Source organism: Marinoscillum sp. HNIBRBA16962, assembly GCF_057801515.1.
This window is the reverse complement of record NZ_CM173603.1, coordinates 835,001-859,872: the sequence shown is the minus strand read 5'-3', so window position 1 is coordinate 859,872 and position 24,872 is coordinate 835,001. Positions and strand designations below refer to the sequence as shown.

The following is a 24,872-nucleotide window of genomic DNA, read 5'->3' as shown; positions in this document are numbered from 1 at the left end:
ACGCACTACTGATTATTGATCAGAAATATACTTCGAAAAAGCCAATAATTTATCTTCTGTAAACGCTTTACTGATAACCTGAAGACCGATAGACATACCGTCTTTATCCCGTCCTACTGGAACAGATACAGCTGGAACACCAGCAACAGAGGCCTGCACAGTAAACAAATCCGCTAAATACATTTCCATTGGATTATCCGTTTTAGTTCCCAGCTCAAAAGCTGTAGTGGGTGCAGTAGGCAAAACAATAAAATCATATTGTTCCAGCAAATCATTCAGGCTGTTTTGGATTAGCCTGCGTACTTTTTGAGCTTTGGTATAGTAAGCATCATGGTAGCTGGCAGAAAGAACAGCTGTTCCCAGTAATATTCTCCTGAGAACTTCCTCCCCAAACCCTTCAGTGCGTGTTTTCTTAAACATTGCTTCAAGGTTTTCAGGCTTGGGTGTTCTGTACCCATATCTTACCCCGTCATACCTCGAGAAGTTAGAACTGGCTTCTGCCGTGGTGAGAATATAATATGTAGGAAGCGCATACTCCATGAGTGGAAATGAAACCTCCCTGGTATCAAAACCCTGAGCTTTTAGATTATCGATTGATTGAAGCACTGCCTCCTTTACTTCGCCATTGAGGGCCTCACTTTCCAGGGTTTCTGTGAGGTAAGCAATTTTTACATCTTTAGGAAGCTCAAGCCGTGAGGTGTACGGGAGCACAGGTTCATTAGAAACCGTACTGTCATGCTCATCCTTGCCGGCAATGACCTCCAGCACCAAAGCTGTATCTTCCACAGAGTGCGCAAAAATACCAATCGTATCAAATGTGCTGGCATAAGCTGCAAGGCCATGTCTGGAAATTCTGGAGTAAGTGGGTTTAAATCCTATAACTCCACAAAAAGATGCCGGCTGTCGAACGGACCCACCGGTATCAGTACCTAATGATACGGCACACATATCAGCCTGCACTGCTACTGCTGAGCCACCTGATGAGCCTCCCGGAACCCTGTTATTTCCATCCGCATTGATGACAGGACCGAACGCAGAGTTTTCGCAAGATGAGCCCATTGCAAATTCATCGCAGTTATTCCTTCCGATGATAATAGCATCTTCATCGATAAGCCGCTGCACTGCAGTAGCTGTAAACTGAGACTCAAAACCATCGAGAATTTTGCTGCCACACTGTAATGGGTGGTCTTTATAACAGAGCACATCTTTGATGCCCACAACCATACCGGCTAATCTCCCGGCTGTGTCCTTTCGGATTTTGGCATCTATAACACTCGCCTGATCCAGAGCCTCTTGCTCATAGATATCCAGAAAAGCATTGAGTGAAGGGTTTTTTTTGTGAATCTGAGTGAGATAATGTTCTACGATTTCCACACATGAAATCTTACCCGCACTAAGTTGCTCCTTAAGCTGAAAAAACGAAGAATTGGGATTCAAATCTTATTTTTTGGTTTCCTTCTGAGTTTCTTTTTTGGACGTTTCGTCTATTTCGTTTTTGATCTCCTTGGTAGCATCCTTAAACTCACGAATACCTTTACCCATACCTCTGGCGATTTCCGGGATTTTTTTAGCTCCAAAGAAAATAATTACAAAAAGAATAATGACGATTAGTTCCCATCCCCCAGGAAATGCAAACGCTAAGACCGTGTTCATATTCATTCAATTTAAATGGAAAATCAAAGATAGGTATAAAACAACATCTACCGAAAAATCATTTCGCGGAAAGCCATTGTTCCGGGTTTAATTTTACACGGTTTTTCCAAATCTCAAAGTGCAACTCGGAAACTCCATTTTTGTCTGTGTAAACCTGGCCGATTAGATCATCCTGATCCACAATGCTCCCCTTCTTCACGTTTACTTCTTTAAGACGTGCGTATAAAGTAAAGTACTCCCCATGCTGGATCATCACCACGTTGTTCATCCCTGGCGCAAAAGCTACCGTAATCACTTTTCCTTTATGCACGCTCCTGACAGGCGCATCTTTTCCGGTTTGAATCTCCACTCCCCGATTATCGATCACTATACCTTTAAGTACCGGATGGGGCTGTTTCCCAAACTTTGAGGAGACGAACCCTGAACTTACCGGCCAGTTAAGTCTGTTTTTGTTCGTTTCAAAAGAGGCCGTAATTTCTTCTTCATTGGCTATAGCTTTAGAAGAAAGTGTTTTAGAGCGTTCCAGTTCTTTTCTGACGATCTCAGCAATTAGTCGGTCCAGCCGGTCCAAAGCCTGCTTGCGTTCGGCCAGCTCATCCCGAAGCTCTTTTTCTTTCTTGGTGAGCTCCTGTACCAGGCCACTCTGTTTGCTTTTTAACCGAAGCAATTTCTTGTTTTCCGCAAGCTGCTGATTCAGTAGTATTCGCTGCTCGGAACGTTTGATCTCCACCTCGTTTCGCTGATCATCCAGCTCCAATGAAACCTCCTCTATCTTTTGGGCTTGTAGCTTTCTTGCTTCTGAGTATTGCTCAAGATACTTGAGCCTCAGAAACAGTTCGTTAAACGTGCTGGAAGAAAACAAAAAAGTGAGTTTGGTAAAACCTGAATTAGCTTTAAAACTCGAATAGATCATCGCAGCATACTCTTCTTTAAGCCTGCGCAGATCGTTTTGGAGGGCATTTACAATGATACTCAGATCCCCTATTTCAGAGTCCAGTAAGTTAACCTCTTCACTGAGTGAATTGATGAGGCCTTCACGGGCTGAAATCTGCTGATTTAGGGCGCGAAGCTGTCCCATTGTTGCTTTTTTCTCAGATTCCGTATCATTGAGGATCTTCTCTGCCTCGGCAATTCTACGCAGGTTTTCACGTTTTTCCTGTTCCAGCTGAGTTTTGGTCTTTTGCGAAAACGCCTGAAACGAGCATAGAAGTAAAAGTATCAAGCAAAACTGCCAGGAAGACTTACTTATGCTCATATTTCTGTGGTACATTGAACGGAAACTTCAACGGTTTTTTTTCAATGTTGGTCTGCTTATACTCCAGATCTACATCTATAGACCCTTTCAACGAATCTTTATATTTAAGATTTGCTGAAATCTTGTAAGGAAAAATCTCATTCTCCACCAACTGAAAATCGCTGTAATTTACAGAAATTGTATTTTTCGAAACAGTATCTTTAACCTGTACCTTTTCCAGCTTCATCGTTTTCGCTCCGATGAAGTTTTCAAAAAAGAACTTCCCATGCTGCTGATTGTAGGCATAGAGCTCAGCATTTTTCAGGACCCTCTCCTGATCATACGGGTATATCAAATTGCCTAAAATCACTGATTGCACCAGATCAAATGTAATGTCAAACTCAAATTTCTCGCTTAGTTGTGTAAAGCTCAATTGTGAATACTCTTTATCTATTTTATTCAGAAAAAATATGGAGTCTTTGGTGATCAGAACCCTTGCAGCTTCTATGCCCAATCCCGGCGAGAGTGAAATCCAGATAATACTATCTTTTCTAAGCCGCATGTTAGCAGTTCCTGAAAGGCTGTTTTTTGAACTCTCAAAATCAATTTTAGCCTTTGCTGAAAGGTGCTCAAAGTTGACATCATTGACGACCAGTTTTCCCCCACTTCGATAAAAAATGTCTGAAAATTTCTTATTACACCCGGAAAATAGGACCAAGGACACAACCAATAGCGTCCAAATCTTACTCATATAACTTACCTTCTGCAATTTTCTTTTGAATATTTTCTGACACGTCATCAAATGTGCTTGCACGTTTCCATTGCTCTATCGCCTCATCCACTCGTCCGAGTTGATACAATACATCTCCAAGGTGCTCTATAATCGTGCCATCGTCTTCTAAAGTAGCTGCTTTTTCCAGATGTTGCAAAGCCTCTTCGTACCTTTCCATCTTATACAACACCCATCCATGAGTGTCAAGATAAGTGGGGTTATCCGGGTGCATCTCTATAAGCTTTGTTGACATAGTGAGGGCTTTGTCCATGTCTTTCTTTCTCAGACTCAGGAAATAGCTGTAATTATTCAGCACATGGTCATTATCCGGATCAGATTCAAGCGCCTTCTCATACGCACTGTATGATTTTTCATACTGCTTCAGGCTATTATAGGCATCACCCATCTGACCATAAAATACCGTCAGCAGATCAGACTCTGTCACATATTTTTTTCCCTGGTCTAACAACTGAATAGATCGCTTGTAATTCTTTTCTAACAGATACCCTGTACCAGCAAAATAGTAGAAGACCGCCTGATTTGGGAAATATTCCAAAGCCTCCTCAGCGTGTACGATCATACTGTCATACTCACTGAGCTCTGACTCTATACTCAAAATGTTTTGCCAAACACCATGGTTTGAGGGGTTGATCCTCACAGCAGAAAGATAGTATTCGCGTGCTTTTTCCTTATTTTCCAGACGAAACATCAAGTCTCCTGTAAAAGCCTGGACCTCATATTTATCCGGGTATTGCTCCGCCAGGTCTGTTGCCAGATCCTGCACAGCGCTAAGGTCATTTGAGGTAATGGACAGGTCCATAAAACTATTCAGGAGCTGAACTTTGGACTTAAAGTCTACAGCAGTACTCTTAAATGTGGTCTTAGCCAGCATAATGGCTTTTTCAATTTCACCTTGCTCTAAAGCTATCTGACTCAACAGGAGATCTGCATGGGTGTTATTCTCCAGGTCACCCAACCGGTCCTTAGCCTGGTCATAAAAACCCTGAGAAATTAAGAACTCACATAGGTCTATCACAAACCGTTCCTGTCCTTCATTTTCCGCAATTAGTTTATCCCAATCCGCAATAAGGGCATCATAATTTTGATCCTTAAGGTAAATTTTTTGCTTTTCGTAAAGGACCATTTCATTCATACCGAAATACTCCTCTGCCCGGCCATAAGCTTCCAGAGCTTTCTCATCTTCTCCCAGGTATTGATAGATCAGGGCCAGGTCAAATAAGTAAGATTCTGTGCCGGGTATATTATCTATCATTTGTTGATAAATCTCTGCAGCCTCTTTGTAGTTAGAGAGGTTTTTATTGATCTCTGCAGCCAGGAGCAGGTAGTACTTATTTGACGGGTCCAGATCAGCTGCTTTATCTGCATATGCCAATGCAGTCTGATTGTCTCCGTTTTTGACTAAAACCTCAGCGGTTTTAAAGTTAAGTGTGGCATTGTTAGGATCCAGCTCCAGTGCGGACTTATAGAGATCATAGGCCTTGTAATAATTCTCCAGTATTAGTTCCTTCTCGGCCTCAATGAGCATGGTTTCCACCTTGAGCGCTTCACCTTCGGAGAGCTGAGTGACGTCCAATGGATCAAAATCCTGATTTTTCTTCTTCCCTCTCTGGCCATAAGCCATCAGGGTGATCAGGAAAAATAATATTGTTAATAGTTTGACTTTCATTTGCTTACCCCTTCCATTCCGTATAGTCTCCAAGGCTTACATCTTGAGAAACAGCCTCCATCTTAACGAAGTTTCCCAGCATGGAGTTAACCAAATTAACGTTATTTAGGTTGGTATTGGTCTGAATAAGTGAACTTTTAATGACCGAACCACTGATTTGACAATCATCACCTACGGAAACGTCGGGACCGATCACCGAATCAACTATCTGAACGTTTTCACCAATAAAAACAGGAGGTTTAATCACACAGTTCTCAATTTTAGCAGATTCAGCAATTTGATTTTTCCCCAGAAAATTCAGGTAAGCAGAGTTAGACTGAACTGTTATTGCTTTATTGCCACAATCAAGCCACTCATCCACCGCCCCGGTCGTAAATTTAACACCACTTTTCTTAAGATTCTCCAAAGCAGTGGTCAGCTGATATTCACCTCCGGCTTTGACGTCATTGGCAATGATATCATCCAGCTCCTGTCTGAGCTTTTCAGCCTCTTTAAAATAATAGATCCCAATGATGGCCAGGTCGGAAACAGGCTCCTCAGGCTTCTCTACAAATTCTGTGATCATACCCTCGATATTCAGATTTACCACCCCGTATGCACTGGGGTCCTCTACCCGCTTCACCCAGATAATACCCTCATCTTCCGTATTTAGCTGAAAATTAGCTTTGAACAGAGTGTCAGAAAAAGCCACAGTGGTTTTCCCTTCAAGCAGATCCTTAGCACAGTAAACCGCATGCGCTGTACCCAGGGCTTCGGTTTGATAAAAGATATGTCCTTTTGCTCCCACTGCCTCTGCAATTTCCATAAGCTTTTGCTCAACCTCTTTTCCAAAGTCTCCGACAATAAACCCTATATTTTCCACCTTTTCAGGAATGACTCCCGCAATGTCCTCTACCAATCGCTGAACAATAGGCTTACCTGCAATGGGTATGAGTGGTTTTGGGGTAGTCAATGTATGGGGCCTTAGCCGCTTACCTTTCCCTGCCATGGGGATGATGAGATTCATATCTTAGTATCCTTACTTAAACGTTCCTACTCTAATATCCAGCAACCAAACCATGATCCCATAAAAAACCAATAAACCAATGGCTATGAAATACTTATAGATTTGATCAAAGCTCCAAAAATAAAACGCTATTATGGAAAGGCCAGCTATTGTGATGTAAAAAAGACCTTTTCCTGTGTGATAGGGAATTTTGTAGTTTTTTTGTCCGAAATAATAGCTAATGACCACCATGGTAAGGTAGCTCAGAAATGTAGTTACAGCACTTCCCATATAACCGATGACCGGAATCAGCACTACATTGAGAATAATGGTCAGTAAAGCGCCTGTCACCGTTATCCAGGCCCCATAGATGGTTTTATCAGTCAGCTTATACCAGAGAGAGAGATTAAAGTAAATACCAAGAAAAAGGCCACCACCCAGTAACCATGGCACGATCCCCAAACCCGTCAGGTAGCTGGGTCTGCGTAGAAAAATGGGTGCTATATCAGGTAAAAACAGTGAAATAAGCAACCATGAGAAGGAGCCAAAAATGATAAAACCGTGCATTACTTTAGCAAAAAGCTCCGGTGATTTTTTTTCTGCCGCATTGGAAAAGAAAAATGGCTCAAAAGCATACCTGAATGCCTGCACTGCCAAAGTCATAAACACGGATAACTTATAACAAGCTCCAAAAATCCCTAAAACCTCCTGGTTTGTATAATCAGAATAAAAGCCCTCCGGAAGTAAATATTTCAGCAAAGCTCTGGAAAGCATCTCATTGGTCACCCCTGCAAACCCCATGATCAATAGAGGAGTAGCATAAAGCATCATTGCCACCCAATCCTTAGTGAGTGTAAACCTCACTTTGACCAACGTAGGAAAGAAAAAGAGTAGATACATCCCATTAGCTATGAGATTAGACAAAAAAACATAGCCCACGCCGAGCTCCGGAACATAAATGGTCGAAATAAAGGTTGACTCATAAAGCGTAAGCCACCACGGACAAAACACCAGGAAAAACAGGTTCAGAATAATGTTAAGTCCAATATTAGAGAGTTTGTATGCCGCAAACTTCACCGCCTGCATCTTAAGCCTCAGTCGGGCGAAAGGTACCACCACCATTGCATCCACAGCCAGTATCAGTGCCAACCAGACAATGTACCTCCCCTGTCCGGGATAATGTAAGGCATTGGCAATAGGATCAGCAAGCACAATGAGAATTGTACTAAAAAGAACAGCTGAAATCACCAATGAAGTCTGACTGAGGTGATAGTATTTGTCCGGAGACTCTCCCTTTGTAGCGAATCGGAAATAGGTCGTTTCAAACCCGTAAGTATAGAGAATATTGAGAAAGGCTACATAGGCGTAAAGCTCCGTAACGATACCATATTCTCCGGGAGAAAAAACTGCTGTATAAAGAGGTACAAGAAGGTAATTTAAAACCCTACCCAATACGCTGCTTGCACCATAAATGACGGTCTGCCCGGCAAGTTGCCTGAGTTGTCCCACTTACTCTCCGGTAAACTTCGGCTGTCTTTTTTCCATAAATGCTGCAGCCCCTTCTTTGAAATCCTCCGTACCACAGCACCTTGCAAAGGCATTGGCCTCTGTTTGGTAGCCATTTTCATCGTGATTGAAGACTGTATTTACACAGTCTATAACTAAACCTATTGCTATAGGGGCTTTTTCATTGACCTTGTTTAAAAGGCTGGCTGCCTTTTCCAGGGCTTTTTCTTTATCACCTTCCATATAATTAATGAGACCCCACTCCAAAGCTTTGTCCGCCTCTATCATATCGCCAGTCATCAGGTATTCGAAAGCACGTCCCTTACCTATCAGCTGTGTGAGTCGCTGTGTACCTCCATAACCTGGCAAAATACCCAGATTTACCTCTGGTTGTCCAAACTTAGCTGAAGAAGTGGCTACACGCATATGACAAGCCATAGCCAGCTCGCACCCACCACCCAGGGCGAAACCACTCACTACAGCGATCACCGGAGTGTGAGAGTTTTCAATAAGCTGAAATACTTCCTGGCCTTCTTCAGAAAACTTCCTGGCATTCAGCTCATTGAGCTCAGAAAATTCACTAATGTCCGCACCGGCGACAAAAGCCTTTTCGCCAGCCCCGGTAATGATCACGCCACTGATATCTTTATCATCATATACTGACTGAATAACCTCTTTTAATTCAGCTATCGTACCAGTATTCAGGGCATTTAGTTTGCTTTCTCTATTGATAGTTACAGTAAGTATACTGCCTTCAGTAGAAAGCGATAAGTTTTGCAAGTCTGCCATAGGGTTGATGATTTCAAATCAAATTGAAAGAAAGATCAAAAATCAGATTAAGTCAAACATTTTAAGAACTAAGACCCAAATAACCTGGGCAATTAAAAATATATTTTAAGAATTCTCAATTTACTTAAAAATTATTTTGTGGTCAGCAGAATGGACTCAAGATTGTCCAGCATGGTATTTACCATTTTTTCCAAATCGTATTCAGCTTCCCATCCCCAATCATTACGCGCTTCACTATCGTCAATGCTATTTGGCCATCCATCGGCTATTTCCTGACGGAAATCAGGGTTATACGCAATCTGAAAATCAGGATACCTTTTTTTGATCTCCCTGTAAATCTCCTCAGGAGAGAAACTGATCGCCCTCAGGTTATAGCTTGAACGAACTTTAATCTGATTTGATTCAGACTGCATGATCTCAATGGTAGCTCGGACTGCATCGTCCATGTACATCATGGGAAGCAGGGCATCTGATCGCAAAAAACAGTCATACTTCCCATCCAGTATAGCTTTCCGGAAAATATCCACAGCATAATCCGTCGTACCTCCGCCTGGCTTGGCTTTATAACCGATCAAGCCGGGATACCTAAGGGAACGGACATCCACTCCGTATTTCTGATGATAATAAGCACACCATCGCTCACCTGCCAGTTTACTAATTCCGTAAACGGTATTAGGGTTCATGATTGTTTTCTGTGGTGCTTTGGTTTTGGGAGTATCAGGTCCAAATACTGCAATACTACTGGGCCAATAGATTTTCTCCACACCATTTCTACCCGTTTCCAGGACATTCAACAGGCTGTTCATATTTAGATCCCAGGCATACTTTGGGTTCTGCTCCCCCTTTGCTGATAAAATGGCAGCAAGGTGATAGATCTGGGTGATTGCATGGTCCTTCACAAGTCCGTCTAACCGTGCTTTGTCCATTACATCAAACTGCTCATAAGGACCATCCTTTAGCAGATCTACCGGCTCCTTTACATCTGAAGCAATAACCTGATCCGTACCAAATAAATTACGAAGTGAGAGGGTGAGCTCTGTGCCAAGCTGGCCACATGCACCGATGACTAAAATCTTATCCATGTTGGGGTGTTAGGGTAATGTTGTTTTAGACTGCAAAAGTAGTAATTTGAACAATGTAATAAGTTATAATCTTGTTTACTTATAAATTTGCTCACATGAACTTTAGAGAGTATCTCATCAGTAAGAAAATAGATCCGGATAAGTTTAAAAAAGGGGATACTGAGACGTATCGATCTTTCAATATGCACTTTTCTCAGATGCACCCCGAGAGCTTTACCGCACAAAAGCTTTTTTTGATAAACAAGATCAGGCGAAAGTACCTTATAGAAAAAGAACCTGAAGAAAAAGCCTCTCAACAACCCAAAAAAGTAAAACCTAAAATTGTTCCCAAAATAAAAAAATAAACAACGAATGTACGATTCACTTAAACAAAAACTAACCGGGGAAATAGCAGAAATAAAAGAGGCAGGACTATACAAGGAAGAGCGTATCATCACCTCGCCACAGGATGCGGTCATCAGGCTGCAGGATGGGAAAGAGGTTATTAATTTTTGTGCAAATAACTACCTGGGCTTATCCTCACACCCCAGGGTAATTGCAGCAGCCAAAAAAGCGATAGATACGCACGGCTATGGCATGTCATCGGTACGGTTTATTTGCGGTACACAGGACATTCACAAAGAGCTGGAGAAAAAAATCTCCGAATTTCTCGGGACAGAAGATACCATATTGTATGCTGCTGCATTCGATGCAAATGGTGGTGTTTTCGAACCGCTACTAGGACCAGAAGATGCCATCATTTCAGATGCGCTGAACCATGCCTCCATTATCGATGGAGTACGATTATGCAAAGCAGCACGCTACAGGTACAACCATAACGATATGGGCGACCTTGAAGCCAAATTGAACGAAGCTTCGGCAGCTGGGGTCAAAGTCATCGTGACTGACGGAGTGTTTTCCATGGATGGCACCATAGCTCAGCTGGATAAGATCTGCGAACTGGCTAAAAAGTATGATGCCGTGGTAATGACGGATGAATGCCATTCCACAGGGTTTATGGGTAAAACCGGTCGCGGAGTTCATGAGTACCGTGGGGTTATGGATAAGGTGGATATTATCACAGGAACGCTGGGGAAAGCCCTGGGTGGAGCTTCCGGTGGATTTACATCGGGTAAGAAAGAGATCATTGATATCCTCCGGCAAAGATCCCGACCGTATCTTTTTTCCAACACATTAGCTCCGTCTATAGTGGGAGCATCCATTGCGGTTATTGATATGCTATCCGAAACGACCGAACTACGCGATAAGCTGGAAGAGAATACAAAATACTTCCGGGCCGAGATGACCAAAGCCGGATTTGATATCAAACCCGGCGATCATGCCATTGTCCCGATCATGCTCTATGATGCAGTCTTATCTCAAAAAATGGCTCAAAAATTATTGGAGAAAGGGATTTACGTGATTGGCTTTTATTTCCCTGTTGTACCAAAAGGACAGGCCCGGATAAGAGTACAAATGTCTGCGGTTCACGACAAGTCCCACCTGGATAAAGCAATAAAGGCTTTTGCGGAAGTAGGAAGAGAACTGGGGGTGATCAGCTAGCTTTAGCTGATTCCTTCTCTTCTTCTTTTTGCTCTTTCTTCTCCTTCTTAAGCTCCTCTTTGCGGGCAGCTTCTTCTTTTTTGGAGCCTTCTTCTTTTGCTTTTTTCAGCACACTGTCTGTGGTACTGGCTGGCGCTTCCCTTGTCTCTTCGTACAAGTATTCATTTATGCTTTTACGAAGCTCTTGAGTAGATAAATTATGAAAGATCTCCCCATTACGCATTGCAGATAGCTGCCCTGTTTCTTCGGATACCACGATAACCAGTGAGTCTGTGTTTTCAGACATTCCCAATGCAGCCCTGTGGCGCAGACCAAACTGAGCGGGCATTTCACGCTCTGTTACAGGTAAAATACATCGGGCGGCTATAATCCGGTTATTATAAATAATCACCGCCCCGTCATGCAGAGGACTATATTTATTAAAAATAGCCATCAGTAATCGCTTAGAGATCTGTGCATCCAAACGGTCACCCGACTCAGCAAAGAATTTAAGCTCTGAATTTTTTGACAGTACGATCAGCGCCCCGGTATTCGTCCCTCCCAAAGTTTTGGCAGCTTCAATCAATGGGGTAATGTCAGACTTACTATATCTGCCATTACTGGACCAGATGGATTTCAGGTTCTGGAGAAAATTGCCATCATTAAGAAGTGGGGTTCTGCCCAGCAACAGTAAAAACTTACGGATCTCCTGCTGAAACAAAATGATAGCCGCCAACACACCAACACCCATAAACTGTCCCAGGATACTACTGAGTAACTCCATCTGGGCAGCTTTTACCACCAGATAGATCAGGTAAAGGATAAGGAAACCAATAAAGACCTTGATGGCCATACTTCCCCGCATCAGCTTATATACCTGGTATAGCAGCACAGCTACAAACAGGATGTCGATGATGTCCACCCATCCTATTTCCAGAAATCCGATGTTAAATCCAAGGATCAATTGATAGTTTATTTATAAGTTTAATCGCCTCCACAGCTTCTTTCACGTCATGTACACGGAGGATGCTGGCACCTTTAAGCAAAGCTACTGTATTTAAAACAGTTGTACCATTCAAAGCCCCCCCTGCTTCGACGTTTAGTACCTTTTTAAGCATGGACTTACGGGAAACACCCACCAATACAGGTCTGTCCAAATGCTGTAAGTAGTCAACGTGATTTAACAGATAATAATTCTGTTCCACCGTTTTAGCAAAGCCAAAACCCGGATCAATGACCACATCTTTAATGCCAAAGTCCTTTGCCTGGGAAATTTTTTTAGAAAAATAGGCTATTACCTCTTTAAGTAAATCATCGTAGGCGGTTAATTGTTTCATTGTTTGCGGTGTGCCACGCATGTGCATCGCCACATAAGGTACTGATAATTTACCAACCGTTAGCATCATATCTTTATCTAAATTCCCCGCAGAAATATCATTTACGATATGCGCTCCTGAGTCCACCGCTCTTCTGGCCACCTCAGCGCGGAAGGTATCTATGGAAATGTACACCTCAGGGAAATTTTTTACCAACTCCTCGACGGGTTTTAGTACCCGGTCAAGCTCTTCACTCACAGGTATGTCTTCTGCTCCGGGTCTTGAGGAATATCCCCCCACATCCAAAAACGTTGCACCCTCTTTCACCATCTTCTCTCCTGCCTTTAGCACATCTGCTAAGGCTTGTTTTCGACTTCCGGTATAGAATGAATCGGGAGTAACATTGATTACACCCATCACCTTTGGATTGGATAAGTTTAGCAGGGTTCCATTGATATTTATGGTTTTTTGACTGGTCAATGTATTAGATTTGTCTGTCAAGGGAATTAATATAATTATTTTTAGAATTGAAAGATCAAACGATAGAGCAATACAACGAAATTATTGCCGCATGCAAGGTGATTTTTGCTAAAAAAACAAAAGATTATGGCACCGCATGGAGAATCCTCCGCATACCTTCCATTACAGATCAGATTTTTATCAAAGCTCAACGCATTCGATCTATCCAGGAAAAAGGTTCTCAGAAAGTAGCCGATAATGTAGAGTCAGAATTTATTGGCATCATCAACTATTGCATTATCGCTCTTATACAAATGCAATTATCCGGGAAAGACCCAATGGAAATCTCCTATGAGGACTTAGAACCAAAATATGACAAAGCCGTTGCTGATACTTTAGGTCTGCTGACAAACAAAAATCATGATTATGGAGAAGCATGGCGTGAGATGCGCGTTAGCTCCATGACGGATATTATCCTGATGAAGCTCTTCCGGGTCAAGCAAATTGAAGACAATGCAGGCCAAACCTTAATTTCTGAAGGTGTGGACGCAAATTATCAGGACATTATCAATTATTCGGTCTTTTGTATGATCAAACTAAAAGAAGCAAAATGAAGATAATATTTGAAATAGCCAGATACCTTGTAGGAGGGTTGTTCATTTTCTCAGGGATCATCAAAGTAAATGATCCGGTAGGAACATCCATTAAGCTGCAGGAGTATTTTGAAGTATTTGCCAGTGACATTGCCCCTTTCTTTGAGGTGTTTGTACCTGCCGCTTTGTTCCTTGCAGTAGTTCTGAGTGTACTGGAGGTGATTTTGGGAATTGCCTTGATTATTGGCTACAAAATGAACATCACCAGTTGGGTGCTTTTAGGACTGATCATTTTCTTTACCTTCCTTACATTTTACTCAGCCTATTTCAATAAAGTTACCGACTGTGGTTGCTTTGGAGATGCGATCAAGCTCACCCCCTGGCAGTCATTTTACAAAGACATCATTCTACTGGTGCTCATTGTTGTCATTTTTATCAACAGAAAGAAGTTCACTTCCTGGTCCACTCCGGCTTACCAGCATATACAAATGGCATCAGCCACCGCACTTTTCACTTTCCTGGCTGTGTATACCATTGCACATCTGCCTTTCAAAGATTTCAGGACTTATGCCATAGGAAATCACTTACCTACGCTCATGCAACCCTCAGCCGAGCTGGAGTATGAGTATGTAATGGAAAAGGATGGTGAGAAATATGTTTTTGAAACTTACCCCTCAGACAAGTCATACACATTTAAGTCCATGGATCTGGTCAATCCTGAAGCTCAACCAAAAATCACTGACCTGGGTGTCTGGAATGACGAAGGAGAATTCACTGACCAACTGCTGAAAGGAAATAAACTGTTGATCATTATTCAGAATGTTGAAAAAGCCTCTCAGGAAAATATGGATGAGATAAAAGCTTTAGTCAATAACATTAGTATAGCCGAACCCTGGGTGCTAACAGCCTCAGGAAGAGAAGCTTTTGAAGGCTTCAGGCATGATGTTCAGCTAGCCATACCTTACTACTTTGCTGATGCTACCGTGCTCAAAACCATGGTCCGCTCCAATCCGGGTATTTTGCTGCTTTCTGATGGTACTGTAAAAGGTAAATGGCATCACAACGATACTCCTGATGTATCCACGATCAACCAGTTATTGTACTAATGCTTCAGGGGAGAATATACCTGATAGGCATGCCAGGTTCGGGGAAATCATATTTTGCCCGCCTCCTCTCAGAGTACTTTAACTATCCGATGCTTGACCTGGATCATGCGATAGAAGAAAAGGCTGGCGAGCGGATCCCTGAACTTTTTGCGGATCGGGGTGAGGATTACTTCAGAAAACTGGAAGCAGAAACCCTTCGGGAAGTAACCGAAAATAATAAAGAACTCATTATTTCAACAGGCGGTGGTACTCCATGTTTTTATGACGGCATAGAATTCATGAATCAAAACGGGGTAACGGTCTTCCTGGAAACTGACCGGTCCCTCCTTATAGAAAGGCTTTCGGAAAAAACCGACCGCCCCCTTATGCAGGGAGCAGTAGAAGAAAAGATTGATGAATTGCTTGAAAAACGACTCCCTGTTTACAAAAAAGCCCGGATATCTATAAAACATAGAGATCCGGACCTGTTAGCAAATCAAGTTGCTTCTATTCTTAAAAGTTGAATCCCACTGTTACAGAAGCAGTATTCGTTATTTTTTCTATATCAGCACTGTTGGCTGCTCCTTCATTGTCAAAGTAGAAATAAGAATCAAACAATTCATTGGTCTTACTATTTACAAATGCAAAATCCACAAAGTAGTCTCTGGTTCTGTAACCTACTCCGAAGCTTAAATTCCTTCTACTTTCATCAAAAAAGTCACCATCCTTATAGGGATCTCCAAAATGTGCAAAACCACCTCTGAACCTAAAATTCTCCAGTCTAAACTCTCCACCTACATTAAAGTTCACCACATCCCTGTACAGCTCTTTGATCCGGTTATTATCTTCTACCACCGAGAAATCAGATGATCTCAGCTGGCTGCTGGTATAGTCTACAAACTGAAGATCTCCTGAGATAAAGCCTGCCTTACCTAAGAAAGCAGTTGCTCCCAGATTGATCTTTCCAGGACTTTTTAGGTTGTATTGATTCATGTAAATGTCACTTGGATAGCTCACATTATTAAGTACATCTCCATTTTCTAACTCTACACTATTCCAACTCGTCGTCTGAATAAACCCGGTTTCATCCTCAAGAGAGTAGTACGTAGGTGTCATGTAGGAAGCTCCTAGTGTAATGAAGTTTATAGGGCGAACAATCATCCCAATGGTAGCGTTTATTCCACCGCCACTTACAGATAATTCATCCCTTATCCTGGTGTGGTCTATAAACGGGTCCACATCTCCATTGGTATTTGTGTACAGTTCTTCCCTGTATGTTCGGTCAATACTGTAATTAACGGTAGTAAAGCCAATACCACCACCAAAGTAAACTTTGTCATCATAGTTGCCCCCCCAGGCAAAGTTCAACTGGCTTTGTGCGCCGCTGGTTCGTACATCTTCAGACCTCAATGGCGCACCTAAAACATAAGAGTCATACCTGAGTAAATCACCTGTACTTTCATCATAAACAGGATCAATCAGATAATTCTCATAAGCTGAACCAGCCATTTCTGGAAGGTTTGCAGGAGCCGTTATGCCAGCATCATCTATAAAAATATCGATCGCGGAAAAACCATCTCTCCCCTGAAAGAAAAAATCACTATTGAAATCATTGGTCCGGCTATAGGAGATGGCAAATGACCCGGCCTTAAATTTTTCATCTGTATAGTTGCCTTTGTTAGCATTCAGGACTATTCCTACATTGGCAATGTTGAAGTTGTTTCGGAAGGAAGGAAACACCGAGCCTGCATAGGAGGAATTCGTCGTGTGAAAATTCATGCTGGGAGTAAATGAAACAACACTCCGATTAAAAAAACCAAGGCCGGCCGGATTAGATGCCGCTGAACTCATATCCCCTCCAAGCGATATCTGTGTGCCTCCTAAAGCCTGCATCCTGGCAGAGCTACCAATGGTATGCGTTGTCTGGCTAAATATCAAAGCATCATTAAAGTACTGAGCTGATGCTACACCACTGAGCATAGCTGCCCCACCAAACAATATGTATTTGAAAAATCTCATGGCCTATTATTTTGAGTTTCTAATCTATTTTACAAACCACCTCCACCACGTCGTGATGAGCTTCTGCCACCGGAGGATCTGCTATTAGTCCCGGAAGACCTGCTTCCGGAGCTAGACCTTGACGGAGTATAAGAAGACCTGCTGGATGACCCGCTGCTACGACTAGGTGTATATGAGCTACCGGAACTGCGGCTCTTTGATGGTGTATAGCTGCTTCTATTTGAGCTGGATGACCCGGAGCTTCTGTAAGTAGAACTGCTTCTGCTTCCTGAAGAATACCTGCTATTAGAAGAAGAAGAGGAATTGTAAGAAGAACTATTATATCTTCTGTTGGAAGAAGAGCTATTAGAACCTGATGACCTCAGCGTACCACTGCTATTGCCAGACCTGCTTCTGGAAGAGTAGCTGGACCCGGAACTGCTTCTATCTCGTGTAGAGTAGGTAGAACCACTGGTTCTGCCATAGGTAGAAGAAGAGCTTGTTCGTCCACTGGATGAGTATGCAGAAGACCTGTCAGATCTTGAACTCACCGTTCCTGAAGACCTGGAAAGCCCTGTTCTTGAACGACTAAAGTATTCATTTTGAGTTCGGCTGAAGTCGCGATTATCCACCACTCTGGAGTTACTGTTTGTGCTACTTCTGGAATTGATACTGGTTGCAGCTCTTGAATTGGTGCTATTCAGTCTTGATCGATCCGAAATGTAACGACTTGATCTGCCACCACCTCTTACAATATCTCTGCTACTTCCGCTGTTACCTTCGCCCCAGTACTTATTGTTGTAATATCCTCCATAGTAGAGTCCGTTATAAAATCCGCTATTATATGCATAGCTGTATCGATTCCAGCCATAGTAGCCCCATCCTCCATAGTAAGGAGTATTCCAGCCCCATGGGTCGTTATAAAACCATCCTCCGGCATATCCCGGATATCCCCAATAAGGACTCCAAAATGGGTCATACCATCCCCATCCTAATCGGGTACCCCATCCAAAGCCAATGGAAACATTCCATCCGGAATTCCAGCCCCACGGATTGTATCCAAAGCCTGAGTTATAACCCCAATATGGATCATACCAGTTATTCCAATTGTTGCCACTCACCGGAGTGTTGTAATAATTATTGATGACTGTGGTTCCATTGTCTGGGTTGGCTACTGTTTGTTCTTCCGGAAAGTAGGAAATATTGGAATAGCTTGGTTGACCGTATGTGACATTTTCATCCACATTATCCACATAGTCGCTATCACTTTCATATTCAGAATTGGTTTTATATCGGGCTATATACTCCGGATTTACTTCCTGAGCTGAATAATTATCTGAATAAGTATTATTAGTGTAGGATTCATAGGTAGCTCTGCTGTCATCTTTTTCAAGCTTCTTAGCTTTTGCTACTTCTCTATCCTTTGCAGTAAAGTATAAGTCATCATACTCTTGCGCAAAAGCACTGTTCCCCGCCGCCACAAATAAGATGACGCTTAAGATTCCGGTTATTCGTTTTAAAGCTTCCATAATTCCTACCTTTATTTAGTAATACAATGAAACCAGCCTCCAAGTTTCGCTATTGTCAAGCTATATTTGTTGACTTAATTTCATAAAAATATAAGCAATTACTATACCAAAACATAAATTCTAGTATGAGTAAAGCAATACCAAGCAGGTCTGAGGATTATTCTTTGTGGTACAACGAGTTAGTAAAAAAAGCCGGCTTGGCCGAAAATTCGCCCGTGAGAGGCTGTATGGTTATAAAACCTTATGGATTTGCCATATGGGAAAAGATACAGGACACCCTTGATAAAATGTTCAAAGACACGGGCCACAGCAACGCTTATTTCCCGCTTTTCATTCCTAAATCATTTTTTAGTCGTGAAGCAGACCATGTGGAAGGGTTTGCTAAAGAATGTGCTGTTGTCACTCATTACCGATTAAAAAACGATGAGGAGAAAGGTGGAGTGGTTGTAGATCCTGATGCCCGGCTGGAAGAAGAGCTCATCGTAAGACCTACTTCTGAAACGGTCATCTGGGACTCATACAAAAACTGGATACAGTCTTATCGAGACCTGCCACTCCTGATCAACCAATGGGCCAACGTAGTGAGATGGGAGATGAGAACACGACTTTTTCTAAGAACTGCCGAGTTTCTATGGCAAGAAGGGCACACCGCCCATGCCACTAAGCAGGAAGCCGAAGAAGAAACCATGCAAATGCTCAATGTTTATGCAGATTTTGTGGAAAAATTTATGGGCATCCCGGTAGTAAAAGGAGTGAAAACAGAAAATGAACGTTTTGCCGGGGCAGTAGAAACCTATTGCATAGAAGCTATGATGCAGGATGGGAAAGCACTTCAGGCCGGCACTTCGCATTTCCTGGGTCAAAATTTCGCTAAAGCCTTTGATGTGAAGTTTGCCAACAAAGAAGGCAAAGAAGACTATGTATGGGGAACCAGCTGGGGTGTGAGTACCAGACTAATGGGCGCGCTGATTATGGCTCATTCTGATGATGACGGGCTGGTTTTACCTCCAAACCTTGCACCTATTCAGGTGGTCATTGTTCCTATCTATAGGAAAGACGAAGAGCTGGAAAAAATCTCTGAACTGGCTGAGAAGTTTATCTCGGACCTCCGTGCGAAAGGAATCTCCGTAAAATATGACAAAAGGGAAACCCATAAGCCGGGATGGAAATTTGCAGAGTATGAGCTTAAAGGAGTTCCTGCTCGAATTGCGATCGGCCCTAAAGATCTTGAAAAAGGCACAGTTGAAATTGCCCGACGAGACACGAAGGAAAAGCAATTCGTAGATCAGGAAAAAGCCGTTGATTTCATTGGCAACCTCCTGGCTGAAATGCAGGAAAGTATCTACCTGAAAGCAAAGAAATTTGGTACCGAAAACACACATGAGGTAGACAGTTACGATGAGTTTAAAGAGATCTTAAACACCAAAGGAGGTTTCGTCTATGCTCATTGGGATGGTACTACGGAAACAGAGGAAAAAATAAAAGAAGAAACAAAGGCAACTATTCGGTGTATTCCATTAAATTCAAAGCAGGAAGAAGGAAAATGCATTTATAGTGGAAAGCCTTCTAAGCAGCGAGTGCTTTTTGCTAAAGCATATTAACTTAAGTGTAATATGGAATCGTTTACTGTCATAGGTCTTATTCTTATGGGGATCGGGCTGATCATTATTGAAGTGATTTTCGTTCCTGGTACTACTGTAGTAGGCATTGGAGGATTTATTTGTGTAGGTTTTGGAGTATACTTTGCCTATGATTATTTTGGAAACACTGTAGGAACCATTACTCTTATTGGCTCGGCCACCATAGGCTTTGGAGCATTAATATATGCGTTAAAAACCAGGTCCTGGGAGCGATTTTCACTAAAAGATGAGAATACAGGTCACTATAATGAGGATTACAAAGTTACCCTTTCAGTAGGTGATGAAGGTGAGACCATTTCATCATTAAAACCAATAGGTAAAGCTCTCTTTAAAGAAAAGGAAGTGGAAGTTCGATCCAATGGTAACTGGATTGGTGAAAATCAGAAAGTCAAAATCATACGTATAGATTCAAATAAAATAATTGTAGAACCGATTTAAATCAAAGCCTAATAAAAAATGGGAAACATTTCACTCATACTTATCATTCTAGCCGGTATAATCGGCTTTTTCGTATTTCTCTACTTTGTCCCGGTCAACCTTTGGATTACGGCTATCTTTTCCGGAGTCCGTGTCGGACTATTAGAGCTGGTATTCATGCGGATCAGAAAAGTACCACCATCAATAGTAGTCAATTCGCTGATCACTGCCACCAAAGCAGGACTGGAAGTAGCAGAAGATGGCACCGCGCAAACCAGACGAAAATTAAGAACTCAGGACCTGGAGACTCATTACCTGGCTGGAGGAAATGTCCCCCAGGTGATCAAAGCCCTTATTTCTGCTGACAAGGCTAATATCAATCTCACCTTTAAGCAAGCAACAGCCATCGACCTTGCTGGTCGGGATGTGTTCGAAGCGGTGCAAATTTCAGTAAACCCGAAAGTAATCAATACACCTTCTGTAGCAGCTGTTGCGGCTGATGGTATTCAGTTAGTTGCCAAAGCCAGAGTTACCGTAAGAGCCAATATTCAACAACTCGTCGGAGGTGCCGGAGAAGATACTATTCTTGCGCGTGTAGGAGAAGGTATTGTGACCTCTATAGGTTCTGCAGCCACTCATAAAGAAGTGTTAGAAAATCCCGATAAAATATCTAAACTGGTACTTCAAAGAGGCCTCGATGCTGGTACCGCATTTGAAATTCTATCCATTGATATTGCAGATGTTGATGTGGGGGCTAATATTGGGGCCAAACTACAAACAGATCAGGCTTCAGCTGACCTTAAAGTAGCAGAAGCAAAAGCTGAAGAGAGAAGAGCAATGGCTGTAGCAGAAGAGCAGGAAATGGTAGCCAAAGCGCAGGAAGCACGTGCAAAAGTGATTCTGGCCGAAGCTGAAGTTCCTAAAGCCATAGCCGAAGCATTCCGAAGCGGAAACCTTGGTATAATGGATTACTATAAGTTCCAAAATATTGAAGCCGATACCGATATGAGACAATCTATCGCGGGAGGTGGTAAAAAAGGAAGTGGTGGATCTAAGAAAAAGGATTCTTGAGAAAGAAATAGTTAACTGCAATTCTAATCAAAAGCCAACCTTCCCGGGTTGGCTTTTGCATTTAATAATAGCCTGTTCCCTGACTGACAGGCTATTTACTTGAATAATCAAGGAAAGTGGGCATCAACAGCCTCAATTTAGAAGTGTAAGAAATGTATCCTTCAAATCAAGCATACAATGCGGAGAGTAATGAATTACCAAGCTGGTACGGAAAATTGAACAGACCACAGCCCGGTTGTAGAAAATGTATCAAAGGAATATAACGGATCGCTCAATATTTGTGTGGATCTGGAAAATGGAATTTCAAATCAATAAATCAATCGTGGTGGTCAAATATCTTCTCCTCCAAAGGACTCTCAGGGATGATGTTACTCGTAGAATAGGTCATTGGATCCTGTTACTCAAAACAAATAAAGCATAAAAAAAGGGCAGCTCATTGGTGAACTACCCTGTAATTAAAAACCGGGCCGCGCAGGCTGGCAACGACGGGGACGCCCAGTCGCGGGCGGCTAGTCGCGGGCGGCTAACCCTACTCTCCAGAGTAGGTCGTTGATATCTTTGAAACACCTAACAAAAGAAAAGCCTCTCAGATTACTCCAAGAGGCTTATAATAAACTGGCAACGACCTACTCTCCCACATGTTACTGCAGTACCATCAGCGCTGGTGGGCTTAACTTCTCTGTTCGGAATGGAAAGAGGTGGACCCCACCGCCATAATCACCATAAAGTCTTTACAACTACGCTAAAGCTTCGTTGCATGAATCTACCTATATCCCGATAACTATCGGTACTTCAGTAGATAAATTCTTAGTTACAAGGTTATCGGTTACTTCTTAACCATATCCTGATAACTCATTAACCATATTGTGAAAGATTTACTTTGAAAAGAAAAAATCAAGCGAGTTTATCGCTCCCCGACATGCATACCGTCGGAGTACGAAGAAAGCTTACGGGTAATTAGTACTGCTCGGCTCTGATATCACTACCTATATACCTGCAGCCTATCTACGTCATCATCTTTAACGTCCCTTAAAAGAAACCTCATCTTGTAGTGGGTTTCGCGCTTAGATGCTTTCAGCGCTTATCCCTTCCTAACATAGCTACCCAGCAGTGCCCCTGGCGAGACAACTGGTACACCAGCGGTTAGTCCATCTCGGTCCTCTCGTACTAAAGACAGATCTACTCAAGTTTCTTACGCTCGCAACAGATAGGGACCGAACTGTCTCACGACGTTCTGAACCCAGCTCGCGTGCCACTTTAATGGGCGAACAGCCCAACCCTTGGGACCTTCTCCAGCCCCAGGATGTGACGAGCCGACATCGAGGTGCCAAACCTCCCCGTCGATGTGAGCTCTTGGGGGAGATCAGCCTGTTATCCCCGGAGTACCTTTTATCCTTTGAGCGATGGCCCTTCCATACAGAACCACCGGATCACTATATCCGTCTTTCGACCCTGATCGGCTTGTGGGCCTCACAGTCAAGCACCCTTATGCTATTGCACTCCACGCATGATTACCAAACATGCTGAGGGTACCTTTGAAAGCCTCCGTTACACTTTTGGAGGCGACCACCCCAGTCAAACTACCCACCACACACTGTCTCCGCCAGCTGGCGGATTAGGCATCAGATAAATAAAGGGCGGTATTTCACCAACGACTCCACCATGCCTGGCGACACAGCTTCAGAGTCTCCCGCCTATCCTACACATCATTTACCCAATACCAATGTGAAGCTATAGTAAAGGTTCACGGGGTCTTTCCGTCCCGTTGCGAGTAAGCGGCATCTTCACCGCTACTACAATTTCACCGAGCTCATGGCCGAGACAGTGCCCAGATCGTTACACCATTCGTGCAGGTCGGAACTTACCCGACAAGGAATTTCGCTACCTTAGGACCGTTATAGTTACGGCCGCCGTTTACTGGGGCTTCAGTTCAATGCTTCGCCGAAGCTAACATCCCCCCTTAACCTTCCAGCACCGGGCAGGTGTCAGGCCTTATACCTCATCTTTCGATTTCGCAAAGCCATGTGTTTTTGGTAAACAGTCGCCTGGGCCTTTTCACTGCGTCCCCGACATTTTACCGTCGGGGAGCCCCTTCTCCCGAAGTTACAGGGCCATTTTGCCTAGTTCCTTAGCCATGAATCACTCGAGCACCTCAGGATTCTCTCCTTGACTACCTGTGTCGGTTTACGGTACAGGCACCTTTATCCTAACCTTAGAGGTTTTTCTTGGAAGTCTGATTAGCCACACTATCCGCGCGTCCGTAGACTTGCGGTACTATCAGGTTCAGCTAAACTTGCGGATTTACCTGCAAGTCCAATACCTACACCCTTCAACGCACTATTCCGTCAGTGCGCGGTGGTTCCACTACTCCGTCACCCCATCGAAAATAAAGGTGGTACGGGAATATTAACCCGTTATCCATCGACTACCCCCTTCGGGTTCGCCTTAGGTCCTGACTAACCCCCGGCTGATTAGCATTGCCGGGGAATCCTTAGTCTATCGGTGTGCGGGTTTCTCGCCCGCATTATCGTTACTTATGCCTACATTTGCGCTTCTCTGCAGTCCAGATATCCTCACGGATACCCTTCGCCCCGCAGAGAATGCTCCCCTACCGTGTATAAATACACCCTAAGCTTCGGTACTATACTTGATGCCCGATTATTATCGATGCCCTGTCGCTCGACCAGTGAGCTGTTACGCACTCTTTAAATGAATGGCTGCTTCCAAGCCAACATCCTGGCTGTCTAAGCAACTGGACCCCCTTAGTTCAACTTAGTATAGATTTTGGGACCTTAGCTGTAGGTCTGGGTTCTTTCCCTCTCGGACTTGGACCTTAGCACCCAAGCCCTCACTGTGAAGTATATTTATCAGCATTCGGAGTTCATCTGGATTTGGTAGGATGTGACTCCCCCTAGTCCAATTGGTAGCTCTACCTCTGATAAACTTAACCTCCACGCTGCTCCTAAAAGCATTTCGGGGAGTACGAGCTATCTCTCAGTTTGATTGGCCTTTCACCCCTACCCACAGGTCATCCAAATACTTTTCAACGTATACTGGTTCGGGCCTCCATGTGGTGTTACCCACACTTCACCCTGCCCATGGGTAGATCACCAAGTTTCGCGTCTGCCACTGCTGACTAACCGCCCTGTTAAGACTCGCTTTCGCTCCGGATTCGTCCCTGTAGAACTTAACCTTGCCAACAACGACAACTCGTAGGCTCATTATGCAAAAGGCACGCCGTCATCCCACTAAAGGACTCCGACCGCTTGTAAGCGCACGGTTTCAGGTACTATTTCACCCCCTTACTCAGGGTGCTTTTCACCTTTCCCTCACGGTACTGGTTCACTATCGGTCTCTCAGGAGTATTTAGCCTTACCGGATGGTGCCGGCTGATTCAGACGGGATTCCTCCGGTCCCGCCATACTCAGGATACTGCTAGGTAATATAAACTTGCTCGTACGGGACTCTCACCCCCTATGGTTGACTTTCCCAAGTCATTCCGATTCATTTATATAGTCCACAGTGCAGTCCTACA

21 protein-coding genes and 2 rRNA genes (1 of these 23 cut by a window edge) are annotated in these 24,872 nt (G+C 43.3%); 8 read left to right on the top strand and 15 right to left on the bottom strand.

Features of this window, described 5'->3' with window-relative positions; translation table 11 throughout:
• Positions 1-12: 12 nt before the first annotated feature.
• From gatA to AC3E9V_RS03425, 9 genes are all read right to left on the bottom strand, one after another.
• Positions 13-1,437 (bottom strand): Asp-tRNA(Asn)/Glu-tRNA(Gln) amidotransferase subunit GatA, encoded by a 1,425-nt coding sequence (gene gatA, locus AC3E9V_RS03465; RefSeq protein ID WP_488751792.1) that lies wholly within the window; start codon positions 1,435-1,437, stop codon positions 13-15.
• Between the two features lie 3 nt (positions 1,438-1,440).
• Positions 1,441-1,653: a Sec-independent protein translocase subunit TatA/TatB gene (locus AC3E9V_RS03460; RefSeq protein WP_488751791.1), complete on the bottom strand. Its 213-nt coding sequence runs from the start codon at positions 1,651-1,653 to the stop codon at positions 1,441-1,443.
• 58 nt (positions 1,654-1,711) lie between these two features.
• The gene (locus tag AC3E9V_RS03455; protein WP_488751790.1) at positions 1,712-2,908 is read right to left on the bottom strand and encodes a murein hydrolase activator EnvC family protein; all 1,197 of its coding nucleotides are present in this window, start codon (positions 2,906-2,908) and stop codon (positions 1,712-1,714) included.
• The gene (gene lolB1 / locus AC3E9V_RS03450; protein WP_488751789.1) at positions 2,895-3,638 is read right to left on the bottom strand and encodes a lipoprotein insertase outer membrane protein LolB1; all 744 of its coding nucleotides are present in this window, start codon (positions 3,636-3,638) and stop codon (positions 2,895-2,897) included. The genes AC3E9V_RS03455 and lolB1 overlap by 14 nt, the downstream gene beginning before the upstream one ends.
• Positions 3,631-5,346: a tetratricopeptide repeat protein gene (locus AC3E9V_RS03445; RefSeq protein WP_488751788.1), complete on the bottom strand. Its 1,716-nt coding sequence runs from the start codon at positions 5,344-5,346 to the stop codon at positions 3,631-3,633. The genes lolB1 and AC3E9V_RS03445 overlap by 8 nt, the downstream gene beginning before the upstream one ends.
• Before the next feature lie 4 nt (positions 5,347-5,350).
• Positions 5,351-6,352: a sugar nucleotidyltransferase gene (locus AC3E9V_RS03440; protein ID WP_488751787.1), complete on the bottom strand. Its 1,002-nt coding sequence runs from the start codon at positions 6,350-6,352 to the stop codon at positions 5,351-5,353.
• Between the two features lie 12 nt (positions 6,353-6,364).
• Positions 6,365-7,840, bottom strand: coding sequence for an oligosaccharide flippase family protein (locus AC3E9V_RS03435; RefSeq protein ID WP_488751786.1), 1,476 nt, complete (start codon positions 7,838-7,840; stop codon positions 6,365-6,367).
• The gene (locus tag AC3E9V_RS03430) at positions 7,841-8,626 is read right to left on the bottom strand and encodes an enoyl-CoA hydratase-related protein (protein ID WP_488751785.1); all 786 of its coding nucleotides are present in this window, start codon (positions 8,624-8,626) and stop codon (positions 7,841-7,843) included. It abuts the gene before it with no gap.
• 131 nt (positions 8,627-8,757) lie between these two features.
• A complete protein-coding gene (locus AC3E9V_RS03425; RefSeq protein ID WP_488751784.1) occupies positions 8,758-9,708 on the bottom strand; it encodes an NAD-dependent epimerase/dehydratase family protein in 951 nt (316 codons plus the stop codon).
• A 95-nt stretch (positions 9,709-9,803) separates the two neighbouring features.
• Between AC3E9V_RS03425 and AC3E9V_RS03420 the strand changes: the two genes are divergently transcribed.
• Together AC3E9V_RS03420 and kbl are read left to right on the top strand one after the other, a co-directional pair.
• Positions 9,804-10,052 (top strand): hypothetical protein, encoded by a 249-nt coding sequence (locus tag AC3E9V_RS03420; protein ID WP_488751783.1) that lies wholly within the window; start codon positions 9,804-9,806, stop codon positions 10,050-10,052.
• A 7-nt stretch (positions 10,053-10,059) separates the two neighbouring features.
• Positions 10,060-11,250, top strand: a complete 1,191-nt coding sequence (gene kbl / locus AC3E9V_RS03415) for a glycine C-acetyltransferase (RefSeq protein WP_488751782.1) — start codon at positions 10,060-10,062, stop codon at positions 11,248-11,250.
• Here the strand turns inward: kbl and cdaA are convergent.
• Together cdaA and folP are read right to left on the bottom strand one after the other, a co-directional pair.
• The gene (cdaA, locus tag AC3E9V_RS03410; RefSeq protein WP_488751781.1) at positions 11,243-12,193 is read right to left on the bottom strand and encodes a diadenylate cyclase CdaA; all 951 of its coding nucleotides are present in this window, start codon (positions 12,191-12,193) and stop codon (positions 11,243-11,245) included. The two genes, kbl and cdaA, sit on opposite strands and share 8 nt — an antisense overlap.
• Positions 12,177-13,025: a dihydropteroate synthase gene (folP, locus tag AC3E9V_RS03405; RefSeq protein WP_488751780.1), complete on the bottom strand. Its 849-nt coding sequence runs from the start codon at positions 13,023-13,025 to the stop codon at positions 12,177-12,179. The genes cdaA and folP overlap by 17 nt, the downstream gene beginning before the upstream one ends.
• A gap of 47 nt (positions 13,026-13,072) precedes the next feature.
• On the opposite strand from folP, the gene AC3E9V_RS03400 reads away from it, so the two are divergent.
• The 3 genes from AC3E9V_RS03400 to AC3E9V_RS03390 are packed head-to-tail and all read left to right on the top strand — an operon-like array spanning position 13,073 to position 15,206.
• Positions 13,073-13,618, top strand: a complete 546-nt coding sequence (locus tag AC3E9V_RS03400) for a DUF1599 domain-containing protein (RefSeq protein WP_488751779.1) — start codon at positions 13,073-13,075, stop codon at positions 13,616-13,618.
• On the top strand, positions 13,615-14,703 hold the full coding sequence (locus AC3E9V_RS03395; RefSeq protein ID WP_488751778.1) for a BT_3928 family protein: 1,089 nt from the start codon (positions 13,615-13,617) through the stop codon (positions 14,701-14,703). Before AC3E9V_RS03400 ends, AC3E9V_RS03395 begins: the two co-directional genes overlap by 4 nt.
• Positions 14,703-15,206 (top strand): shikimate kinase, encoded by a 504-nt coding sequence (locus tag AC3E9V_RS03390; protein ID WP_488751777.1) that lies wholly within the window; start codon positions 14,703-14,705, stop codon positions 15,204-15,206. The genes AC3E9V_RS03395 and AC3E9V_RS03390 overlap by 1 nt, the downstream gene beginning before the upstream one ends.
• Here the strand turns inward: AC3E9V_RS03390 and AC3E9V_RS03385 are convergent.
• A complete protein-coding gene (locus tag AC3E9V_RS03385; protein WP_488751776.1) occupies positions 15,196-16,701 on the bottom strand; it encodes an OmpP1/FadL family transporter in 1,506 nt (501 codons plus the stop codon). The genes AC3E9V_RS03390 and AC3E9V_RS03385 overlap by 11 nt on opposite strands.
• Positions 16,702-16,730: 29 nt before the next feature.
• Positions 16,731-18,209 (bottom strand): hypothetical protein, encoded by a 1,479-nt coding sequence (locus AC3E9V_RS03380; protein ID WP_488751775.1) that lies wholly within the window; start codon positions 18,207-18,209, stop codon positions 16,731-16,733.
• A 125-nt stretch (positions 18,210-18,334) separates the two neighbouring features.
• On the opposite strand from AC3E9V_RS03380, the gene proS reads away from it, so the two are divergent.
• The 3 genes from proS to floA are packed head-to-tail and all read left to right on the top strand — an operon-like array spanning position 18,335 to position 21,337.
• Positions 18,335-19,810, top strand: a complete 1,476-nt coding sequence (proS, locus tag AC3E9V_RS03375; RefSeq protein WP_488751774.1) for a proline--tRNA ligase — start codon at positions 18,335-18,337, stop codon at positions 19,808-19,810.
• A gap of 12 nt (positions 19,811-19,822) precedes the next feature.
• Positions 19,823-20,287 carry an NfeD family protein gene (locus tag AC3E9V_RS03370; RefSeq protein WP_488751773.1) on the top strand — a complete coding sequence of 155 codons (465 nt, stop codon included), beginning with the start codon at positions 19,823-19,825 and terminating at the stop codon, positions 20,285-20,287.
• Between the two features lie 18 nt (positions 20,288-20,305).
• Positions 20,306-21,337: a flotillin-like protein FloA gene (gene floA / locus AC3E9V_RS03365; RefSeq protein ID WP_488751772.1), complete on the top strand. Its 1,032-nt coding sequence runs from the start codon at positions 20,306-20,308 to the stop codon at positions 21,335-21,337.
• A 613-nt stretch (positions 21,338-21,950) separates the two neighbouring features.
• Here the strand turns inward: floA and rrf are convergent.
• Together rrf and AC3E9V_RS03355 are read right to left on the bottom strand one after the other, a co-directional pair.
• Positions 21,951-22,062, bottom strand: a 5S ribosomal RNA gene (gene rrf / locus AC3E9V_RS03360).
• Positions 22,063-22,274: 212 nt separating this feature from the next.
• A 23S ribosomal RNA gene (locus tag AC3E9V_RS03355) occupies positions 22,275-24,872 on the bottom strand; it runs 291 nt beyond the window's last position.